Source organism: Paenibacillus sp. 102 (assembly GCF_039549175.1).
Classification (GTDB): domain Bacteria; phylum Bacillota; class Bacilli; order Bacillales; family Bacillaceae_G; genus Bacillus_A.
Map to the genome: position 1 here is coordinate 390,800 of NZ_JBCGHT010000003.1, position 14,210 is coordinate 405,009.

Below are 14,210 nucleotides of genomic sequence, written 5' to 3' on the forward strand. Positions count from 1 at the left end.
ATACAATGAAAAACAATGCAAGTATAAAATCTTTCCCTAAAGATTTTATACTTATGGTAATTGGGCAAATTGTATCAATCTTAGGGGCTACTCTTTTACGTTTTGCTTTATCACTCTATGTGCTGGATATAACGGGACGTGCAGATGTTTTTGCTACCTTATATGCCATATCGAGCATACCTCTTTTGTTGTCACCTCTTGGCGGGGCTATTGCTGATAGATTTAACAGGCGTAATTTGATGGTAATCTATGATTTAATAAGTAGTGCTGTTATATTGTGTTTTATTTTTGCGTTATCGATTGGAAACGTTTCTGTAATACTTATTGGTGTTGTTATGGTTTTGCTAGCGTTTCTTAGTTCGATGTATTCTCCCGTTGTTATGGCAAGTATTCCGCTGCTCGTTGCGGAAAAGAAATTGGAACAAGCAAATGGTATTGTGAATGGGGTGCAAGCATTATCGAGTGTAGCGGCTCCTGTTTTAGGCGGGGTACTGTATAGTGTTATAGGTTTAAAAATACTTGTCATAATAAGCTGTATTGCCTTTTTCTTGTCAGCTATATTAGAGATGTTTATTCAAATTCCATTTGTGAAAAGGGAGCAGGATGGTCATATTGTACCGACAATTCTAAAGGATATGAAAGACGGATTTACTTATGTTGTCAGAGCACCTTATATTTTGAAATCGATGATCCTTGCAGCATTGCTTAACTTAATTCTTACACCACTTTTTGTTGTTGGAGGTCCCATTATTTTACGGGTAACGATGCAGAGTAGTGATACACTGTATGGCATTGGGATGGGACTGATAGATTTTGCCACAATTTTAGGAGCTTTATCTATTGGCTTCTTTGCGAAAAAGATGAAAATGAACACAATATATCAGTGGCTATTTATGATTGCTCTTTTAGTTGTCCCGATGGCTGTCTCTATTATGCCTCTTGTGCTTAGATTTGGATATTACCCATCATTTATTCTCTTTATCGTATGTGCAATTCTGATTGCAATGGTAATGACGATTATCTCTATCTTTGTCATTACAGTTGTGCAAAAGAAAACGCTTAATGAAAATTTAGGAAAAGTTATGGCCATTATTACAGCGGTTGCACAATGTATGGCACCGATAGGGCAGGTTATATATGGATTCATGTTTGAAATCTTTAGTGTAAAAGTTTACGTACCTATATTATTTGTAAGTCTCATAATGATAATAATAGCAATCGTAGCAAAGAGAATATTAAAAAATGAAGGAGAGAGTAGTGTGATATGATTGGAAGAATGCTCAAAAGGGATTTTTTACGAAATAAGGTTATAACTATAACTTTGTTTACTTTTATGATGTTATCAGCTCTATTAATTTCCAGTGCTGCTACGATTATCATAAATTTATTTAGTTCAATGGATAAGCTCTTTAAAAACTCTCATGCACCTCACTTTGTACAAATGCATACTGGAGAATTGGATCAAAGATCTATTGATCATTTTGTTTTGAACAATAACCTTGTTAAAAAGCAGCAAACGGTTGAAATGATTCGTATTAATGGTTCTAATATTTTTCTTTATGATAGACAATATGCTGAAAATGATAGTGTGATGGATATTAGTTTTGTAAAGCAAAATCCCTCTTTTGATTATTTACTAAACTTAGAAAATCGAGTGATTGAAGTTGAGCAAGGTGAAGTGGGTGTGCCAATCTACTATATGCAACACAATAATTTAAAGATTGGAGATAAGATTTGGATAGCAAACGGTGATTTTGAAATGGAATTTAAGATAGTTGCATTTGTCCGAGATGTTCAGATGAATCCTTCTATTGTTAGCTCAAAACGATTTGTCATTCATGATGCTGATTGGAAGAAATTAAAGAGCAATTTTGGAGAAAGAGAGTATCTTATAGAGTTTCAATTAAAGGATTTAGATAGAGTTAATGAATTTCAAAATATGTATCAATCATCTCAATTACCCCAACAAGGAACCGCAATTACTTATTCCCTCTATAAGACATTAAACGCTTTGAGTGACGGCATCTTAGCTATTGTTATTATTTTTATAAGCTTTTTGCTGATTACTATAGCCATCCTTTGCATTAGATTTACTTTGATTACCACAATGGAAGAAGATTACCGTGAAATTGGTGTCATGAAAGCAATTGGTATTTCTAGTAAGGATATTCAAAAGCTATACTTGATAAAATATATTGTTATGACGGCAATGGCTAGTATTTTTGGATATATCCTTTCATTATTTGCTAGTGAGATATTTCTAACTAACATCGCGTTATATATGGGTTCTACTGAAAAAAATATTTTATATTTTGTTTTACCGTTCATGAGTACGATATTGATGTTTATAATTGTTGTTTTATTCTGTCAGCTAATTTTACGGAAGTTTAGATATGTGACCTCCATAGAGGCTATACACGCAAGGTATTCACCAAATCGTGTACGCAATAGAAGAGCGTTTGCACTATACAAAAGTCGATTCCCTTATGTGAATTTATACCTTGGTATGAAAGACGTATTTGAAAGGTTTAAGATATATGGATTATTATGTTTAGTTTTTATGATTTCCACTTTTATCATTATTGTTCCGATAAATTTTCTGCAGACAGTCCAATCTCCTAAATTTATCACGTATATGGGAGCAGGAAAGAGCGATATTAGGATAGATTTACAACAATCTGGGCAAATAGGGCAATGGTTTAGCGAAGTGATTTCCTCCATTGAAAGAGATAACGATGTAGAAAAATATGCCGCATTTGTAACCAGCACGTTTAAGGTAATGAATCATGATGGAGTTTACGAAAATATGAATGTTGAAACTGGCAATTTTACGGTATTTCCTTTGAAGTATTTAAAAGGGTCAGCACCGCAAGATGAAAATGAAATTGCACTTTCTCAGATGAATGCGAATGAACTAAAAAAGAATGTTGGAGATGTATTGATACTCATTGTAAATGGAAAGAAGACGGAATTAACTGTATGCGGTATATATCAGGATGTAACGAATGGTGGTAAAACAGCTAAGGCACTTGTACCTTACGATTCTGATCGTATTTTATGGCATATTTTGAATTTGGATATGAAATCTGACGTTGATAAAAAAGATAAGATGGAAGAATACAAACAGGCTTTTTATCCTGCGAAAGTGACGGATATGGAAGAGTATTTGTCACAGACATTGGGAGGAACCATCGATCAGTTGAAACTAGTTACAGGATTAGCGATTGTAGTAGCCATAGCTATCGCCGTCTTGATTACAGCCATGTTTTTTAAGATGCTGATTACAAAAGATTCTTCACAAATCATTATTATGAAAAGTCTTGGTTTTTCTTACCGAAATATTCAGGTGCAATATATTACTAGAGCGATTTTGATTTCACTAATTGGTATAGTATTAGGAACATTTTTGGCGGGTACGCTTGGGGAAAAACTTGTTAGTGGATTTGGTTCGTTCATGGGTGCCTCAAATATCCAGTTTGTTATTAATCCTGCCATTTCTTATATTTTCTATCCGTTATCGCTTGTGATAGCTGTAACGATGACCACATTTATAAGTAGTATGACAATGAAAAATACAGGCGATTTAAAAAGAATTGGAGACTGAGAGGTGAATGGAATGAAAAGCATTTTACAAGTGAGTCATTTAAATAAAGTGTATTCATTAGGAAAAACGGATAAACAACATGTACTTAAAGATATTAATCTAGAAATCAAAGAGGGGGAATTTATATCTGTTATGGGGCCATCTGGCTCTGGAAAATCAACATTGCTTTATACGATTAGCGGTATGGACAAAATAACTTCAGGAAGTGTTTTATTTAATAATAGAGAAATTTCTAATTCATCGGAAGAAGAATTATCAAAACTGCGTCTTCATACAATGGGGGTTATTTTTCAGCAAAGTAACCTCCTTAAAAATCTAAATATTTTTGATAACATCATTTTATCTGCCTATCTAGCAAAAAATGAAAGTCGAAAAAAGATAAATAAACGGGCCAGTGAATTGATGAGAAAGACAGGAATATCAGAGTTATCAAATCATGATATCACACAGGTATCAGGGGGACAGCTACAAAGGGTATCTATTTGTCGTGCACTAATCAACAATCCAGATATTGTTTTTGGTGATGAGCCAACTGGTGCTTTAAATTCAAAGACGACTCATGAGATAATGGATATTTTAGCTGACATTAACCGTTCTGGAACTACGATTATGTTAGTAACCCATGACGCTAAGGTGGCTGCTAAGACGGAACGAGTACTATTTATGATGGATGGGAGTATCGCTGCTGAAAAGTATCTTGGCAAGTATAAAAAAGAAAAAACTGACATCAAAATACGTGAAGAAAAGTTGCTAACCTGGCTTGGACACATGGGGTTTTAATAATAAAAATGTGAAGATATGTATTTGAACAAAAAGAGGGAATTAAATTAGTCGACAATTCTATACTTTTCAAAGAGAATACAATTATAAGAATGTATGTTCGTTTTTCTGGCGAGCAATTTCATATGTATCTATATAAAAGGAGGATACTTCTAATTGAAGAATTCAAAACAAAAAATTACTACTTTTTTAATGTTTGACGGTAATGCCGAGGAAGCAATGAATTTATATACTTCCTTATTTGAGCGGTCAGAAATTATAGCTATTTCTCGTTATGATGCAAATGGACCAGGCAAAGAAGGAACTGTCATGCATGCTGCATTCACATTAAATGGGCAACAATTTATGTGTATCGATAGTAATGTGAAGCATGACTTTACATTCACTCCTTCGATGTCGCTTTATGTAAATTGTGATACAGAAGAGGAAATTAATGAAGTCTTTAATAAGCTATCGCAAGGAGGGGAAGTTTTAATGCCACTTGCAGCTTATCCGTTTAGCAAGAAATTCGGTTGGCTGAATGATAAGTATGGTGTTTCTTGGCAGTTGACTCTTTCTGCAGAGTAGATCTTCTTTTGTAAATAAAAAAACGTATCCTTGATATAATGAGAAATGCGTTTTTTATTTGTTAAGAATTATGTTTCGCAAATCGATTTGCAAGTTCTACTAGTAATTTTGGTTAATCTCCTTGATCCATTACAATTTCGATTGATGAAGCGGTGCTCGAAAAAATTTAGTAAAGAAGACAGCAAGAAACGAATGGATATGAAGTAGTATAAAATTTGAATTTTGTTAAGAAATGAGGAAATGGTGAATAAATGTGAATGATTAGATGATAATGGGATGAAAGCAAAAGAACCCTTTATAAGGGGTCCTTTTGGTGAGTTAATCTAACAATCACATTCGTAATCACGGTAATGTTCATCGCACGAATCATTCTTATCATTGCAGCAGATGCAAAATGTTTTTTGAATCAATATATCAATAAAAGCATTGAATTCAGTATTATTTGTGAGAGTAAGGCTTTGGAAATCTTCTACTTGAAATATCCTTGTTTCATTTGTGATAAGTGTGGCGATAATTGGTATGGGAGATCTTCTTGTTCGAATAATTACTTCAATGGCAAGAGCATCATCGGGAACAGATACTTGAAGTAATGTTTTATTGTGGTTATTAGTACAGTCTTCAAAAACTCTTCTTGAAGCGCCTGGGGGTACGAAAATATTTAAAGGTACATTTTCAGTTGGGGTGGTATCTGAACCAGCTATGGTATGAGTTTCTATAAAACAGTTATCTTTTTGATAGTGAGAATACGATTGTTCTTTATAATACTTTTTACGATTATCATTTTGATTATTGCAGCAGATACAAAATGTTTTTTGAATAAATATACCAATGGCGCTATCGATATTGGTATTATTTGTGAGAGTGAGGCTTTGAAAATCTTCTACTTGAAATATCCTGTTTTCACTTGCGGATATTGTAACGGTAATTGGTATACGAGATCTTCTTGTTCGAATGGTTACTTCAATTGGTTGAGAACCACCAGGAACGCCAAAATCAAGCAATGTTTTATTATGGTTATTGGTAAAATCTTCAAAAGCCGTTCTTGAAGTGTTAGCTGGTACGATAAAAACTAAAGCACTATTTGAACCAGATATTGTATGGGTTTTGATAAAACAGTTATCTTTTTGATAGTGAGAATACGATTGATTTTTATAATACTTTTTACCATCTTTATAAAAATAATCAGCCATATGTCCCTCTCCTTGTATTTTTGTCTATATATATTATCTGGAAGACAAAAGGTATGATTGGACAAAATGGTATAAAGTTTTTCTGTATAAAAATTTCATTTTGTAGAAAAGGGGAATGGATAAATGAAGAAAACAACGAAATACGATTATTGGGTTGCTTATATGTTTATTCGTAATGAAGGCGGTCATTGGGAGTAGGGAAATGACCATGTGAACATCTTTCAAACGTACAACGGTATCGAATGGATAAGAGAAATAGAAGGGCGGATTTGTAGGTGCTATGGATATAACAAAGTGGAGATTATGAATTTTGTACCAGTGATTTCCGAAAGCGAATTAAAACGTGTAGAAATAATTTTAGAGCGCGCGGAAGATTTGTGCGAAGAACATGTAGAGGATAAAGATTGGTTGATTGATAAATTTAAACAAAGAGCAGCAAATGATTGCCTTTTTAAGTTGAATAGACGATCTAATATTCCCGAGATAAATTGTGGTATAATTTACATATAGGGGGAAAGTAGATGACACAACATAAAGAAGAACAAATGAATCAGGCGCTTGCATTGTTTTATTTTGCATACAAAACATTTACAGAGAAACCAGATGAGATTATAAAAGAATATGGTATACAGCGCGTGCATCACCGAATTTTATTTTTTATTGCTCGTTTTCCAGGGCTTAGTATAAATGAATTGTTATCTTTGTTAGAAATAAGTAAACAAGCTCTTCATGGACCACTTCGTCAACTTCTTCAAAAGGGGCTTATCGAAAGTAATGAAGCAGAACATGATCGTCGTGTGAAACAGCTTGTCCTCACGAAAGAAGGAGCAGAGCTTGAGAGAAAACTAAGCGACGTACAAAGAAAACAAATGGGAAGTATTTTTTCAAAATTTGGTGAAACATGTGAAGAAAATTGGCATCAAGTGATGACAGAACTAGCAAATAGTCGTTTGGGCTTTGATGCATGGCTATCCAAGCGTGAAGAACCCGTTGATCAAAAATAAGGAAATGATTCATTCCTCTGTTTTTAGAGTTTGAAAAAGAATGGGTTTTATCTATGTATTTTGGCAACTATGAGGGAATCATAGAATACATGGATAAAAAATAAACATTACCAGATACTTTATGACGTGTACGCATTGTAAAATTTAAATTGTTATTTCCGAAAGGGGAATTATGATGATAAAACTTGTACTTATTCGTCACGGACAAAGTTTATGGAATCTTGAAAACAGATTTACAGGATGGACAGATGTAGATTTATCGGAAAATGGATTAAACGAAGCACGAGAAGCAGGTGCGATATTAAAAAACAATGGATATACATTTGATGTTGCGTATAGTTCTGTTTTAAAACGGGCAATTCGAACACTTTGGATTATTCTGCATGAAATGGATTTGGCTTGGGTTCCCGTACATAAATCATGGAAGTTAAATGAGAGACATTATGGAGCGTTGCAAGGCTTAAATAAAGGTGAGACAGCAAAAAAATACGGAGATGAGCAAGTTCATATTTGGAGACGAAGTACGGATGTGAGACCGCCAGCTCTTACTGAAGATGATCCAAGGTATGAAATTGCTGACCAAAGATATAAGCTGCTTAAAAAAGGGGAATTTCCCCTTACGGAATGTCTAGAAGATACAGAAAAAAGAGTGTTGGACTTTTGGCATAAGGAAATCGCACCAACGTTACAATCTGGTCAAAAAGTAATCATTTCATCGCATGGGAATACAATTCGTTCGCTTGTAAAATATTTAGATAATTTATCGAACGATGGGGTAGTGTCATTAAATATTCCAACGAGTATTCCTCTTGTTTATGAATTAGATGAAAATTTACAACCTATTCGTCATTATTATTTAAGTATAGATGGGGAAGTACCTAAAGGTGTAATTCCAAAACATATATCTTTGTAAAAAAAATATTTTTGAAAATTTGAAATGCAGGCTTGTCTACATATACAATGTAGATTCATTATAAAAGACGTGGCTTCCTTTTTAGTATATGCGGCGCTGCTTACTTTAGAAGGTTGTCCATGTCTTTTGTCATAATGAGAGAAAATTGAGCATGTAATGATATCGTTAGAAGTTTTTGAATGGAGGGTGATGTGATTGACAGTCTCTAACATTCGAATTGGTTTGTTTTTTCTAGTACTAGTTTTTTTATTTCTTATTTTCTTTTATTGGAAAAATGAAGAGTTGTACGAAGAAAAAAAGCAGCTTATTCGAAAAACATGGTATGGTGTGTTTATTACATCAGTCACAATTTATTTCATGGTGAAAGGAATTGATTTAACCCTCTGGAAAAACATTTTAATGTTCGTTGCGATGGTCATATTTGTCGATATTGCCTTTATTTTAACCCCAAATATTTCGGAGATATGGGGTGCGAAATTTAGTGATATCGGAAAGACTGTTCAATCCATTAAACGATCATTAATCGCTTCAAAAGCACGAGGAGAGATTTATACGACAATCATTCAAAATGTAAATCCCGCAGCATTTGGTACAATGGAGTGGAGGGCAGAGGCTGAGTATGCACAAAGTTTAAATGTATTTCTTGATACGTATGCTGAAAAAATTGGAGCGAAAATTGTTGTCTTTGTGACAGCGGATGAATTAAATACAAATTTTCGTGGCATCCGCTCTCAATTTAGTATCACAATACCTTTAGAACATATAGCGCAATTAAATGAGCAAAAGGCTGTTCAAGTAGAAAATGTCGGTATCATACCAGCGAAAATAGTAAAAGATGTTTGTATTGTTATTGATGGTCAAAAGAACAATCTTCAAGATCGAGATTTTGAAAATGTATATAATTTAACGATTCAGCATAGTTATTTTAGTAAATAGGACAGAAGCAAAAGTTTCTGTCCTTTCTTTCATACATAAATATGGACAAAGCTCGTGAAAATGAAACATAATTGAATAAATTTGGACAATCATCCCAACACTAGCAGGTAGAGGTGATTGTAGTGGAAAAAGAATATAGCAATGAATTTTTCAAAGAAGAAACAGAGGATACAACAGATTTCTCTTTAATAAAAGGAGATACAATGCAACAAGTAGAAGAGTTAGAAGAAGAATTAAAAAGAAAAGGATAACGTCTAGTTTATATTTGAGATATAATGAAGAGAGAAAGATTGTATCTTTTTTATAAAGGGGGAGGAAAAAATGCAAGAAATGAAACAACAAAAACTTGCTTTTTTTAAAGAAAAAAAAGAAGCATCGAATACAGATTTCTCTCTTGTGAAAGGTGCATTAACAGAAAATATTAATCGACTAGAAAAGCTCATGAATCATGATGCATCAAAATATATGCAAGGGAAAAAATTAAAAGAAAATGTATAAAGCATTTTCTTTTTTTATTTCTTCTTCATTCCTGCTCCGAATTCCTCAAAATCTAGCTTCTTATAATAGGAAATATTTTCTTCTGTGCAAATTAATTGTAAATGTAGATTCTGTTTTTGACATTTCATTATTAATTTTTGAACTATGTCTTTTCCAATACCTTGATTTTGATAGGCTGGATGGACGACCAATCCACATAGGTAAGCATGAATTATCCCATCTGAAATGATACGTCCTGTCGCAATTAATTGATTGTTATCATAAGCACTTATGACAAAAGTACTTTGAGCGAGAGCATGATACAATTGCTCTTTTGAAAGTTTTAAAAAGTCATTCCAACCGACGGAATCGTATAAATCGAAAATGTGTTCAGGGCAAGGCAGATCGTTTGTAAAATACATATGCATTCTCCTTTTTTATGTAGTATACAAATTATAACAATATTCTGTGAAATTGGTATAGAATAGTTTTGATAAGTAGGAGCGATAGATCTACATCTTTAATAAAAAGTAAAATGATGAAGCGTGGTATAATGATAAAGAAAAGAATGATTTAAAATTCAAAGATTTATTTAAGAGAGGAGCTTCACAATGTATTCTAATCTAGAACAATTAATAAAGCACCCTGTATTTTATCATTTTGCAGAAATTTCAAAGATTCCAAGAGGATCTGGAAATGAAAAAGAAATTAGCGATTTCCTAGTGGAATTTGCAAAAGATCGTAATTTAGAAGTTGTACAAGATGAAGCTTTAAACGTAATTATTAAAAAGTCAGCAACTGACGGCTATGAAAATGTCCCAGCAATTATTATCCAAGGTCATATGGATATGGTTTGCGAAAAGAACCAAGCAACTGTTCATGATTTTGAAAAGGATCCGATTGAGTTACGAATCGTTGGGGACATGCTGTATGCAAATCAAACGACTTTAGGTGCTGATAATGGTATTGCAGTTGCATATGCATTAGCACTATTAGATTCAACAGATATTCCGCATCCATCTCTTGAGGTTGTGATTACAACAGAAGAAGAAACGACGATGGGTGGAGCCTTTGCTGTTGATGCAAAGCACTTTGATGGGAAAATATTTATTAATATCGATTCTGAAGAAGATCATAAATTATTAGTGAGCAGTGCAGGCGGAGCGAAAGCAGTTGAAACAATTTCTGTTATTTGGGAAGAAGCACCTGCTGAATTAGAAGCATACCGTTTATATGTTGGAGGACTAAAAGGCGGTCATTCCGGTATGGAAATTGATAAACAACGAGGGAATGCCAATAAAGTGTTAGGACGCGTTCTTCATGATTTATCAAATGAAATTTCATTTAACATAAGTGACATTCATGGTGGATTAAAAACAAATGCAATTCCACGTGAAAGTGTTGCAACAATTTTATTATCTGTAAATGACGTACAAAAGGTAGAAGAGAAAGTAATAGAATGGACACGTATTTTCCAAGAGGAGCTACGTGCTGTAGATCCTGATGTCCATGTTTCTCTAACAAAATTAGAAGAAACAGTAGAAAAAGTATTTGCTAAAACGACACAAAGTCAGCTGATTTCTTCTTTATTCCTAATTCCAAACGGTATTCAAAGCATGAGTATGGATATTAAAGGACTTGTAGAAAGTTCAACAAACTTAGGAGTTATTGAAACATTACATAATGAAATTAAATTACGAAATGAAGTAAGAAGTTCTGTGAGTAGTTTAAAACAGCACATTACAAATGAGATTAAGTATATTGCAGAATTGGTTGGTGCAAAGTTTGAAAAGGAATCAGAGTATCCAGAATGGCCGTATAATCCAAATTCACCAATTCGTGATTTATTTGAAAACGTGCATAAAGAAAAATATAACAAAGATGTTGAAATTTTTGCGGTACACGCCGGTATTGAATGTAGCGTATTCGTTCAAAAAATGCCTGAATTAGATGCGATCTCATTTGGGCCAGATATTTTCAACGTGCATACACCAGATGAGCATATTAGTATTTCATCAGTTATAAATAATTGGGGATTCTTTGTTGATGTAATGAAAGAAACGAAATCATTAGCGTAAATAAGAATGAGCGGAACTGCCTAAGAGGAACCTTAGGCAGTTTTTTGTTGTAGCTTTATAAAAAAGTTCGATTATTGAAAATAAAGATTGATAATTTATAATAAAGTTTTTTTCTTTAACTATAGAAGTAGGATAGTTGAATAAGAACGTGTTAAAAATAAAAGACATACAAGATGCTTATAACTTTAACTTGATCCCCATTGAGGATTGATGCACTTTTTTGTTGAAATTCAGTTTATATTTCTGTAATGGTTAAAAATTACAATTACGTGACTTTAACTTGTTAAGATTGCATAATACCGTTCCTTTTTCATGCAACTATACAGTTGCTTATCATTGACAGCAACTATATAGTTGCTTATACTTGATATATGAATTGGGACAAAGACGCTATATTCAAAGCACTTGGCGACTCGACTCGGCGGCTTATATTAGATGAACTATCCGAACGCAACGAGCTGACGTTGTATGAACTTACGGCACGTCTTATTATGAAGCACGACCTTTCCATTTCGCGACAGGCGATTGCTAAACATCTTACTACATTGGAAGATGCAGGGCTCGTAAAATCAATGCGAAAGGGAAAATATCGAGTACTTATGTTTAACAACGAACCACTTAAAAACTTACTGGAAGGGTGGATAGAGTAATTTTATAATATCGTAACAGGACTTTCTGACGAATGTGTGGGTTGTTTTGCGTGCAACTAGATGTTAGCACAGCACCATGCGTCATAAATAAAAAGGGAGGCAAAACAATATGAAAATTATTGTTACCAGTCTATTCGTACAAAATCAAGACAAGGCACTGGAGTTTTATTCAGAAAAGCTAGGGTTTGTAAAAAAGGAGGACGTTCCCGTCGGAAAATTTAGGTGGATAACGCTTGTTTCTCCCGATGATCAGGGCGGTACTGAGCTTTTACTCGAACCGAATGAACATCCTGCCGCCAAAGAGTATCAAAAGAAGATAGTTGCTGAGGGCATCCCAGCAACAATGTTTGGCGTTGCAGATATTTATAAAGAGTACAAACGATTATTGGAAAAAGGCGTGAAGTTTACTATAGAGCCGACAAAAATGGGCGAAGTCACAATAGCTGTCTTCGACGATACATGCGGCAACCTTATTCAGATAGTGCAGAAGTAACTTCATGACGAAGTAACCTAGTACTAAACGAATTTATTGGCAAGTTTTAAGTTAGGTGAAGTGTTTTTTATCAAAAAATAAAAATACTTATGTTAACCCTGTCCTACTTTTAGGATGGGGTTATATGTTTATAAGGTCTAAAATTAAATGAGGTTGTTATCATTCCACAATGGAAATGTAACATTGTGAATATGTTCACTTCAACTTACGACCCCGTTAGTTGAACAAGGAACATCAAAATAATCAAACTTTTTATAAAAGAATGAACCAACTGAAAATATTAAGAGCGTGTTTTGATCAATCTTTTTTTCAAAACATGCTCTTTTCTATGATCGTTTATCAAGGTTAGTAGTATCAATTTGATCAAACTTTATTTTATCTATACCGCAGCAACAAATGTTGCTGCGGTATAGATAAAATAAAAAAACTTACAGAGCGACAATGCAGTTGGTATCTGCAATTTTAGTTAAGGAGGAAGGAAATACAAGAAATTTCATGTACCGTATTAAAAAGAAAAATAAAAAAATACAAAATAAAACATTGGATGAAATGTAAATAACATAATTAAAAAGAAGTGCTAAAAATATATTTAATAGAACTTTTATAAGGAGTTTTAACAAACTAAAAATAGTAGTCGTGCAATTAAATTAAGTTGCACGACTCTTTTATTTATCTAATGCAACTATTTTGATAGAAAATAAAAACCAAAATATATTAGTAAAAGGAACTATTTATCCCGCATTAACGGGCAGTAAGCCCCCCACTTCAAGATTCAGAAAGAAACAGGAAAGATAGATGGGAATCAACTACCCGTAAAAGCCCGATTCGTGAGGGCTAATAATCAGTGGGGGATGAAGAAAACCTTCACTGATTAAAGTTTCACTTTATATGAAAAATAGGTGTTTTTAAGTACAAGTATCCATTACAATTTTGTTAAATTTGTTCTACACTACATAAAATAACAAATTTTGACGTCCTTCCTTTGATATAGTGTAAATAATTAAAATACTCAGTTTTTATCAGTTTTTAATTGAATTAGAATGTTTATGGTTTGTGCATATAAAAAACTTTTTATAAAGGAGTGTACACATGCATAAAGAATTTGAAATTGAGGAATACACAGCAATTGAAGAACAAATTCATTATTATAGTCAGTGTTTATTGGTAAATCACCCTGAACAAATTGTAAAGTACTTAGAAATAAGGTTAGAAAAGTATACAGAAACATTGAAATACGCGCATTTGTATCCTGAAAAAATCATTTTGCCTATACAACAATTAGTAATTGAGTATTCTTTTGATCTTGCTAGGATTAGAAAGTATTTAAATTTAGAAACATAGCTTATAAATAATGTTTAAAATGAAACAGAGTCGGCAATAAGAAATTTATTCTATCGTCGACTCTGTTTCATTGTTGTATGCCGAAGTTAGCTGTTAGAAATAAGAAAAAAATAATACTTATAAATAAAGTTTGACATATAATACTCCAAGAGTACAATAAAAGTGAGTACTCACTCA

At 33.2% G+C, this 14,210-nt stretch carries 16 protein-coding genes; 14 read left to right on the forward strand and 2 right to left on the reverse strand.

Annotation, left to right across the window (positions count from 1 at the left end):
- The first annotated feature begins 5 nt into the window (after positions 1-5).
- The 4 genes from AAIE21_RS11170 to AAIE21_RS11185 all read left to right on the forward strand — a co-directional run bounded on the left by AAIE21_RS11170 (position 6) and on the right by AAIE21_RS11185 (position 4,951).
- The gene (locus AAIE21_RS11170) at positions 6-1,268 is read left to right on the forward strand and encodes an MFS transporter (RefSeq protein WP_343266826.1); all 1,263 of its coding nucleotides are present in this window, start codon (positions 6-8) and stop codon (positions 1,266-1,268) included.
- Entirely contained in the window at positions 1,265-3,604 is a 2,340-nt protein-coding gene (locus tag AAIE21_RS11175) for an ABC transporter permease (protein ID WP_343266827.1), read from the forward strand. The genes AAIE21_RS11170 and AAIE21_RS11175 overlap by 4 nt, the downstream gene beginning before the upstream one ends.
- Before the next feature lie 12 nt (positions 3,605-3,616).
- The gene (locus AAIE21_RS11180) at positions 3,617-4,384 is read left to right on the forward strand and encodes an ABC transporter ATP-binding protein (RefSeq protein ID WP_343266828.1); all 768 of its coding nucleotides are present in this window, start codon (positions 3,617-3,619) and stop codon (positions 4,382-4,384) included.
- A 156-nt stretch (positions 4,385-4,540) separates the two neighbouring features.
- Positions 4,541-4,951, forward strand: coding sequence for a VOC family protein (locus AAIE21_RS11185; RefSeq protein WP_343266829.1), 411 nt, complete (start codon positions 4,541-4,543; stop codon positions 4,949-4,951).
- Positions 4,952-5,274: 323 nt separating this feature from the next.
- Here the strand turns inward: AAIE21_RS11185 and AAIE21_RS11190 are convergent, their stop codons facing one another.
- Positions 5,275-6,141, reverse strand: a complete 867-nt coding sequence (locus AAIE21_RS11190) for an exosporium protein D (protein ID WP_343266830.1) — start codon at positions 6,139-6,141, stop codon at positions 5,275-5,277.
- Positions 6,142-6,444: 303 nt separating this feature from the next.
- Here AAIE21_RS11190 and AAIE21_RS11195 point away from each other — a divergent pair, with 303 nt between their 5' ends.
- From AAIE21_RS11195 to spoIISB, 6 genes are all read left to right on the forward strand, one after another.
- The gene (locus AAIE21_RS11195) at positions 6,445-6,651 is read left to right on the forward strand and encodes a hypothetical protein (protein WP_343266831.1); all 207 of its coding nucleotides are present in this window, start codon (positions 6,445-6,447) and stop codon (positions 6,649-6,651) included.
- 11 nt (positions 6,652-6,662) lie between these two features.
- Positions 6,663-7,145 carry a MarR family winged helix-turn-helix transcriptional regulator gene (locus AAIE21_RS11200; protein ID WP_343266832.1) on the forward strand — a complete coding sequence of 161 codons (483 nt, stop codon included), beginning with the start codon at positions 6,663-6,665 and terminating at the stop codon, positions 7,143-7,145.
- Positions 7,146-7,320: 175 nt separating this feature from the next.
- Positions 7,321-8,058, forward strand: coding sequence for a 2,3-diphosphoglycerate-dependent phosphoglycerate mutase (gene gpmA, locus AAIE21_RS11205; protein WP_343266833.1), 738 nt, complete (start codon positions 7,321-7,323; stop codon positions 8,056-8,058).
- A gap of 195 nt (positions 8,059-8,253) precedes the next feature.
- Positions 8,254-8,994: a type II toxin-antitoxin system SpoIISA family toxin gene (locus AAIE21_RS11210; RefSeq protein ID WP_343266834.1), complete on the forward strand. Its 741-nt coding sequence runs from the start codon at positions 8,254-8,256 to the stop codon at positions 8,992-8,994.
- Positions 8,995-9,116: 122 nt separating this feature from the next.
- Complete coding sequence (locus AAIE21_RS11215) at positions 9,117-9,245, forward strand: hypothetical protein (protein WP_033671175.1); 129 nt, start codon at positions 9,117-9,119, stop codon at positions 9,243-9,245.
- Between the two features lie 70 nt (positions 9,246-9,315).
- A complete protein-coding gene (spoIISB, locus tag AAIE21_RS11220; protein WP_174099725.1) occupies positions 9,316-9,492 on the forward strand; it encodes a stage II sporulation protein SB in 177 nt (58 codons plus the stop codon).
- Positions 9,493-9,506: 14 nt separating this feature from the next.
- Here spoIISB and AAIE21_RS11225 read toward each other — a convergent pair whose 3' ends face one another.
- Complete coding sequence (locus tag AAIE21_RS11225) at positions 9,507-9,893, reverse strand: GNAT family N-acetyltransferase (RefSeq protein WP_343266835.1); 387 nt, start codon at positions 9,891-9,893, stop codon at positions 9,507-9,509.
- A 189-nt stretch (positions 9,894-10,082) separates the two neighbouring features.
- Between AAIE21_RS11225 and AAIE21_RS11230 the strand changes: the two genes are divergently transcribed.
- The 4 genes from AAIE21_RS11230 to AAIE21_RS11245 all read left to right on the forward strand — a co-directional run bounded on the left by AAIE21_RS11230 (position 10,083) and on the right by AAIE21_RS11245 (position 14,033).
- Positions 10,083-11,549 carry an aminoacyl-histidine dipeptidase gene (locus AAIE21_RS11230; protein WP_343266836.1) on the forward strand — a complete coding sequence of 489 codons (1,467 nt, stop codon included), beginning with the start codon at positions 10,083-10,085 and terminating at the stop codon, positions 11,547-11,549.
- Between the two features lie 371 nt (positions 11,550-11,920).
- A complete protein-coding gene (locus AAIE21_RS11235; RefSeq protein ID WP_343266837.1) occupies positions 11,921-12,199 on the forward strand; it encodes an ArsR/SmtB family transcription factor in 279 nt (92 codons plus the stop codon).
- 109 nt (positions 12,200-12,308) lie between these two features.
- Positions 12,309-12,692, forward strand: coding sequence for a VOC family protein (locus AAIE21_RS11240; RefSeq protein WP_343266838.1), 384 nt, complete (start codon positions 12,309-12,311; stop codon positions 12,690-12,692).
- 1,089 nt (positions 12,693-13,781) lie between these two features.
- A complete protein-coding gene (locus AAIE21_RS11245) occupies positions 13,782-14,033 on the forward strand; it encodes a hypothetical protein (RefSeq protein ID WP_343266839.1) in 252 nt (83 codons plus the stop codon).
- Positions 14,034-14,210: the final 177 nt, after the last annotated feature.

Excerpts from the sequence above, each read along its gene's own strand:
- AAIE21_RS11170 (WP_343266826.1), top strand. The coding sequence starts at position 6 with ATGAAAAACAATGCAAGTATAAAATCTTTCCCTAAAGATTTTATACTT.
- AAIE21_RS11175 (WP_343266827.1), top strand. The coding sequence starts at position 1,265 with ATGATTGGAAGAATGCTCAAAAGGGATTTTTTACGAAATAAGGTTATA.
- AAIE21_RS11180 (WP_343266828.1), top strand. The coding sequence starts at position 3,617 with ATGAAAAGCATTTTACAAGTGAGTCATTTAAATAAAGTGTATTCATTA.
- AAIE21_RS11190 (WP_343266830.1), bottom strand. The coding sequence starts at position 6,141 with ATGGCTGATTATTTTTATAAAGATGGTAAAAAGTATTATAAAAATCAA.
- AAIE21_RS11195 (WP_343266831.1), top strand. The coding sequence starts at position 6,445 with ATGAATTTTGTACCAGTGATTTCCGAAAGCGAATTAAAACGTGTAGAA.
- AAIE21_RS11200 (WP_343266832.1), top strand. The coding sequence starts at position 6,663 with ATGACACAACATAAAGAAGAACAAATGAATCAGGCGCTTGCATTGTTT.
- gpmA (WP_343266833.1), top strand. The coding sequence starts at position 7,321 with ATGATAAAACTTGTACTTATTCGTCACGGACAAAGTTTATGGAATCTT.
- spoIISB (WP_174099725.1), top strand. The coding sequence starts at position 9,316 with ATGCAAGAAATGAAACAACAAAAACTTGCTTTTTTTAAAGAAAAAAAA.
- AAIE21_RS11225 (WP_343266835.1), bottom strand. The coding sequence starts at position 9,893 with ATGTATTTTACAAACGATCTGCCTTGCCCTGAACACATTTTCGATTTA.
- AAIE21_RS11230 (WP_343266836.1), top strand. The coding sequence starts at position 10,083 with ATGTATTCTAATCTAGAACAATTAATAAAGCACCCTGTATTTTATCAT.
- AAIE21_RS11235 (WP_343266837.1), top strand. The coding sequence starts at position 11,921 with ATGAATTGGGACAAAGACGCTATATTCAAAGCACTTGGCGACTCGACT.
- AAIE21_RS11240 (WP_343266838.1), top strand. The coding sequence starts at position 12,309 with ATGAAAATTATTGTTACCAGTCTATTCGTACAAAATCAAGACAAGGCA.
- AAIE21_RS11245 (WP_343266839.1), top strand. The coding sequence starts at position 13,782 with ATGCATAAAGAATTTGAAATTGAGGAATACACAGCAATTGAAGAACAA.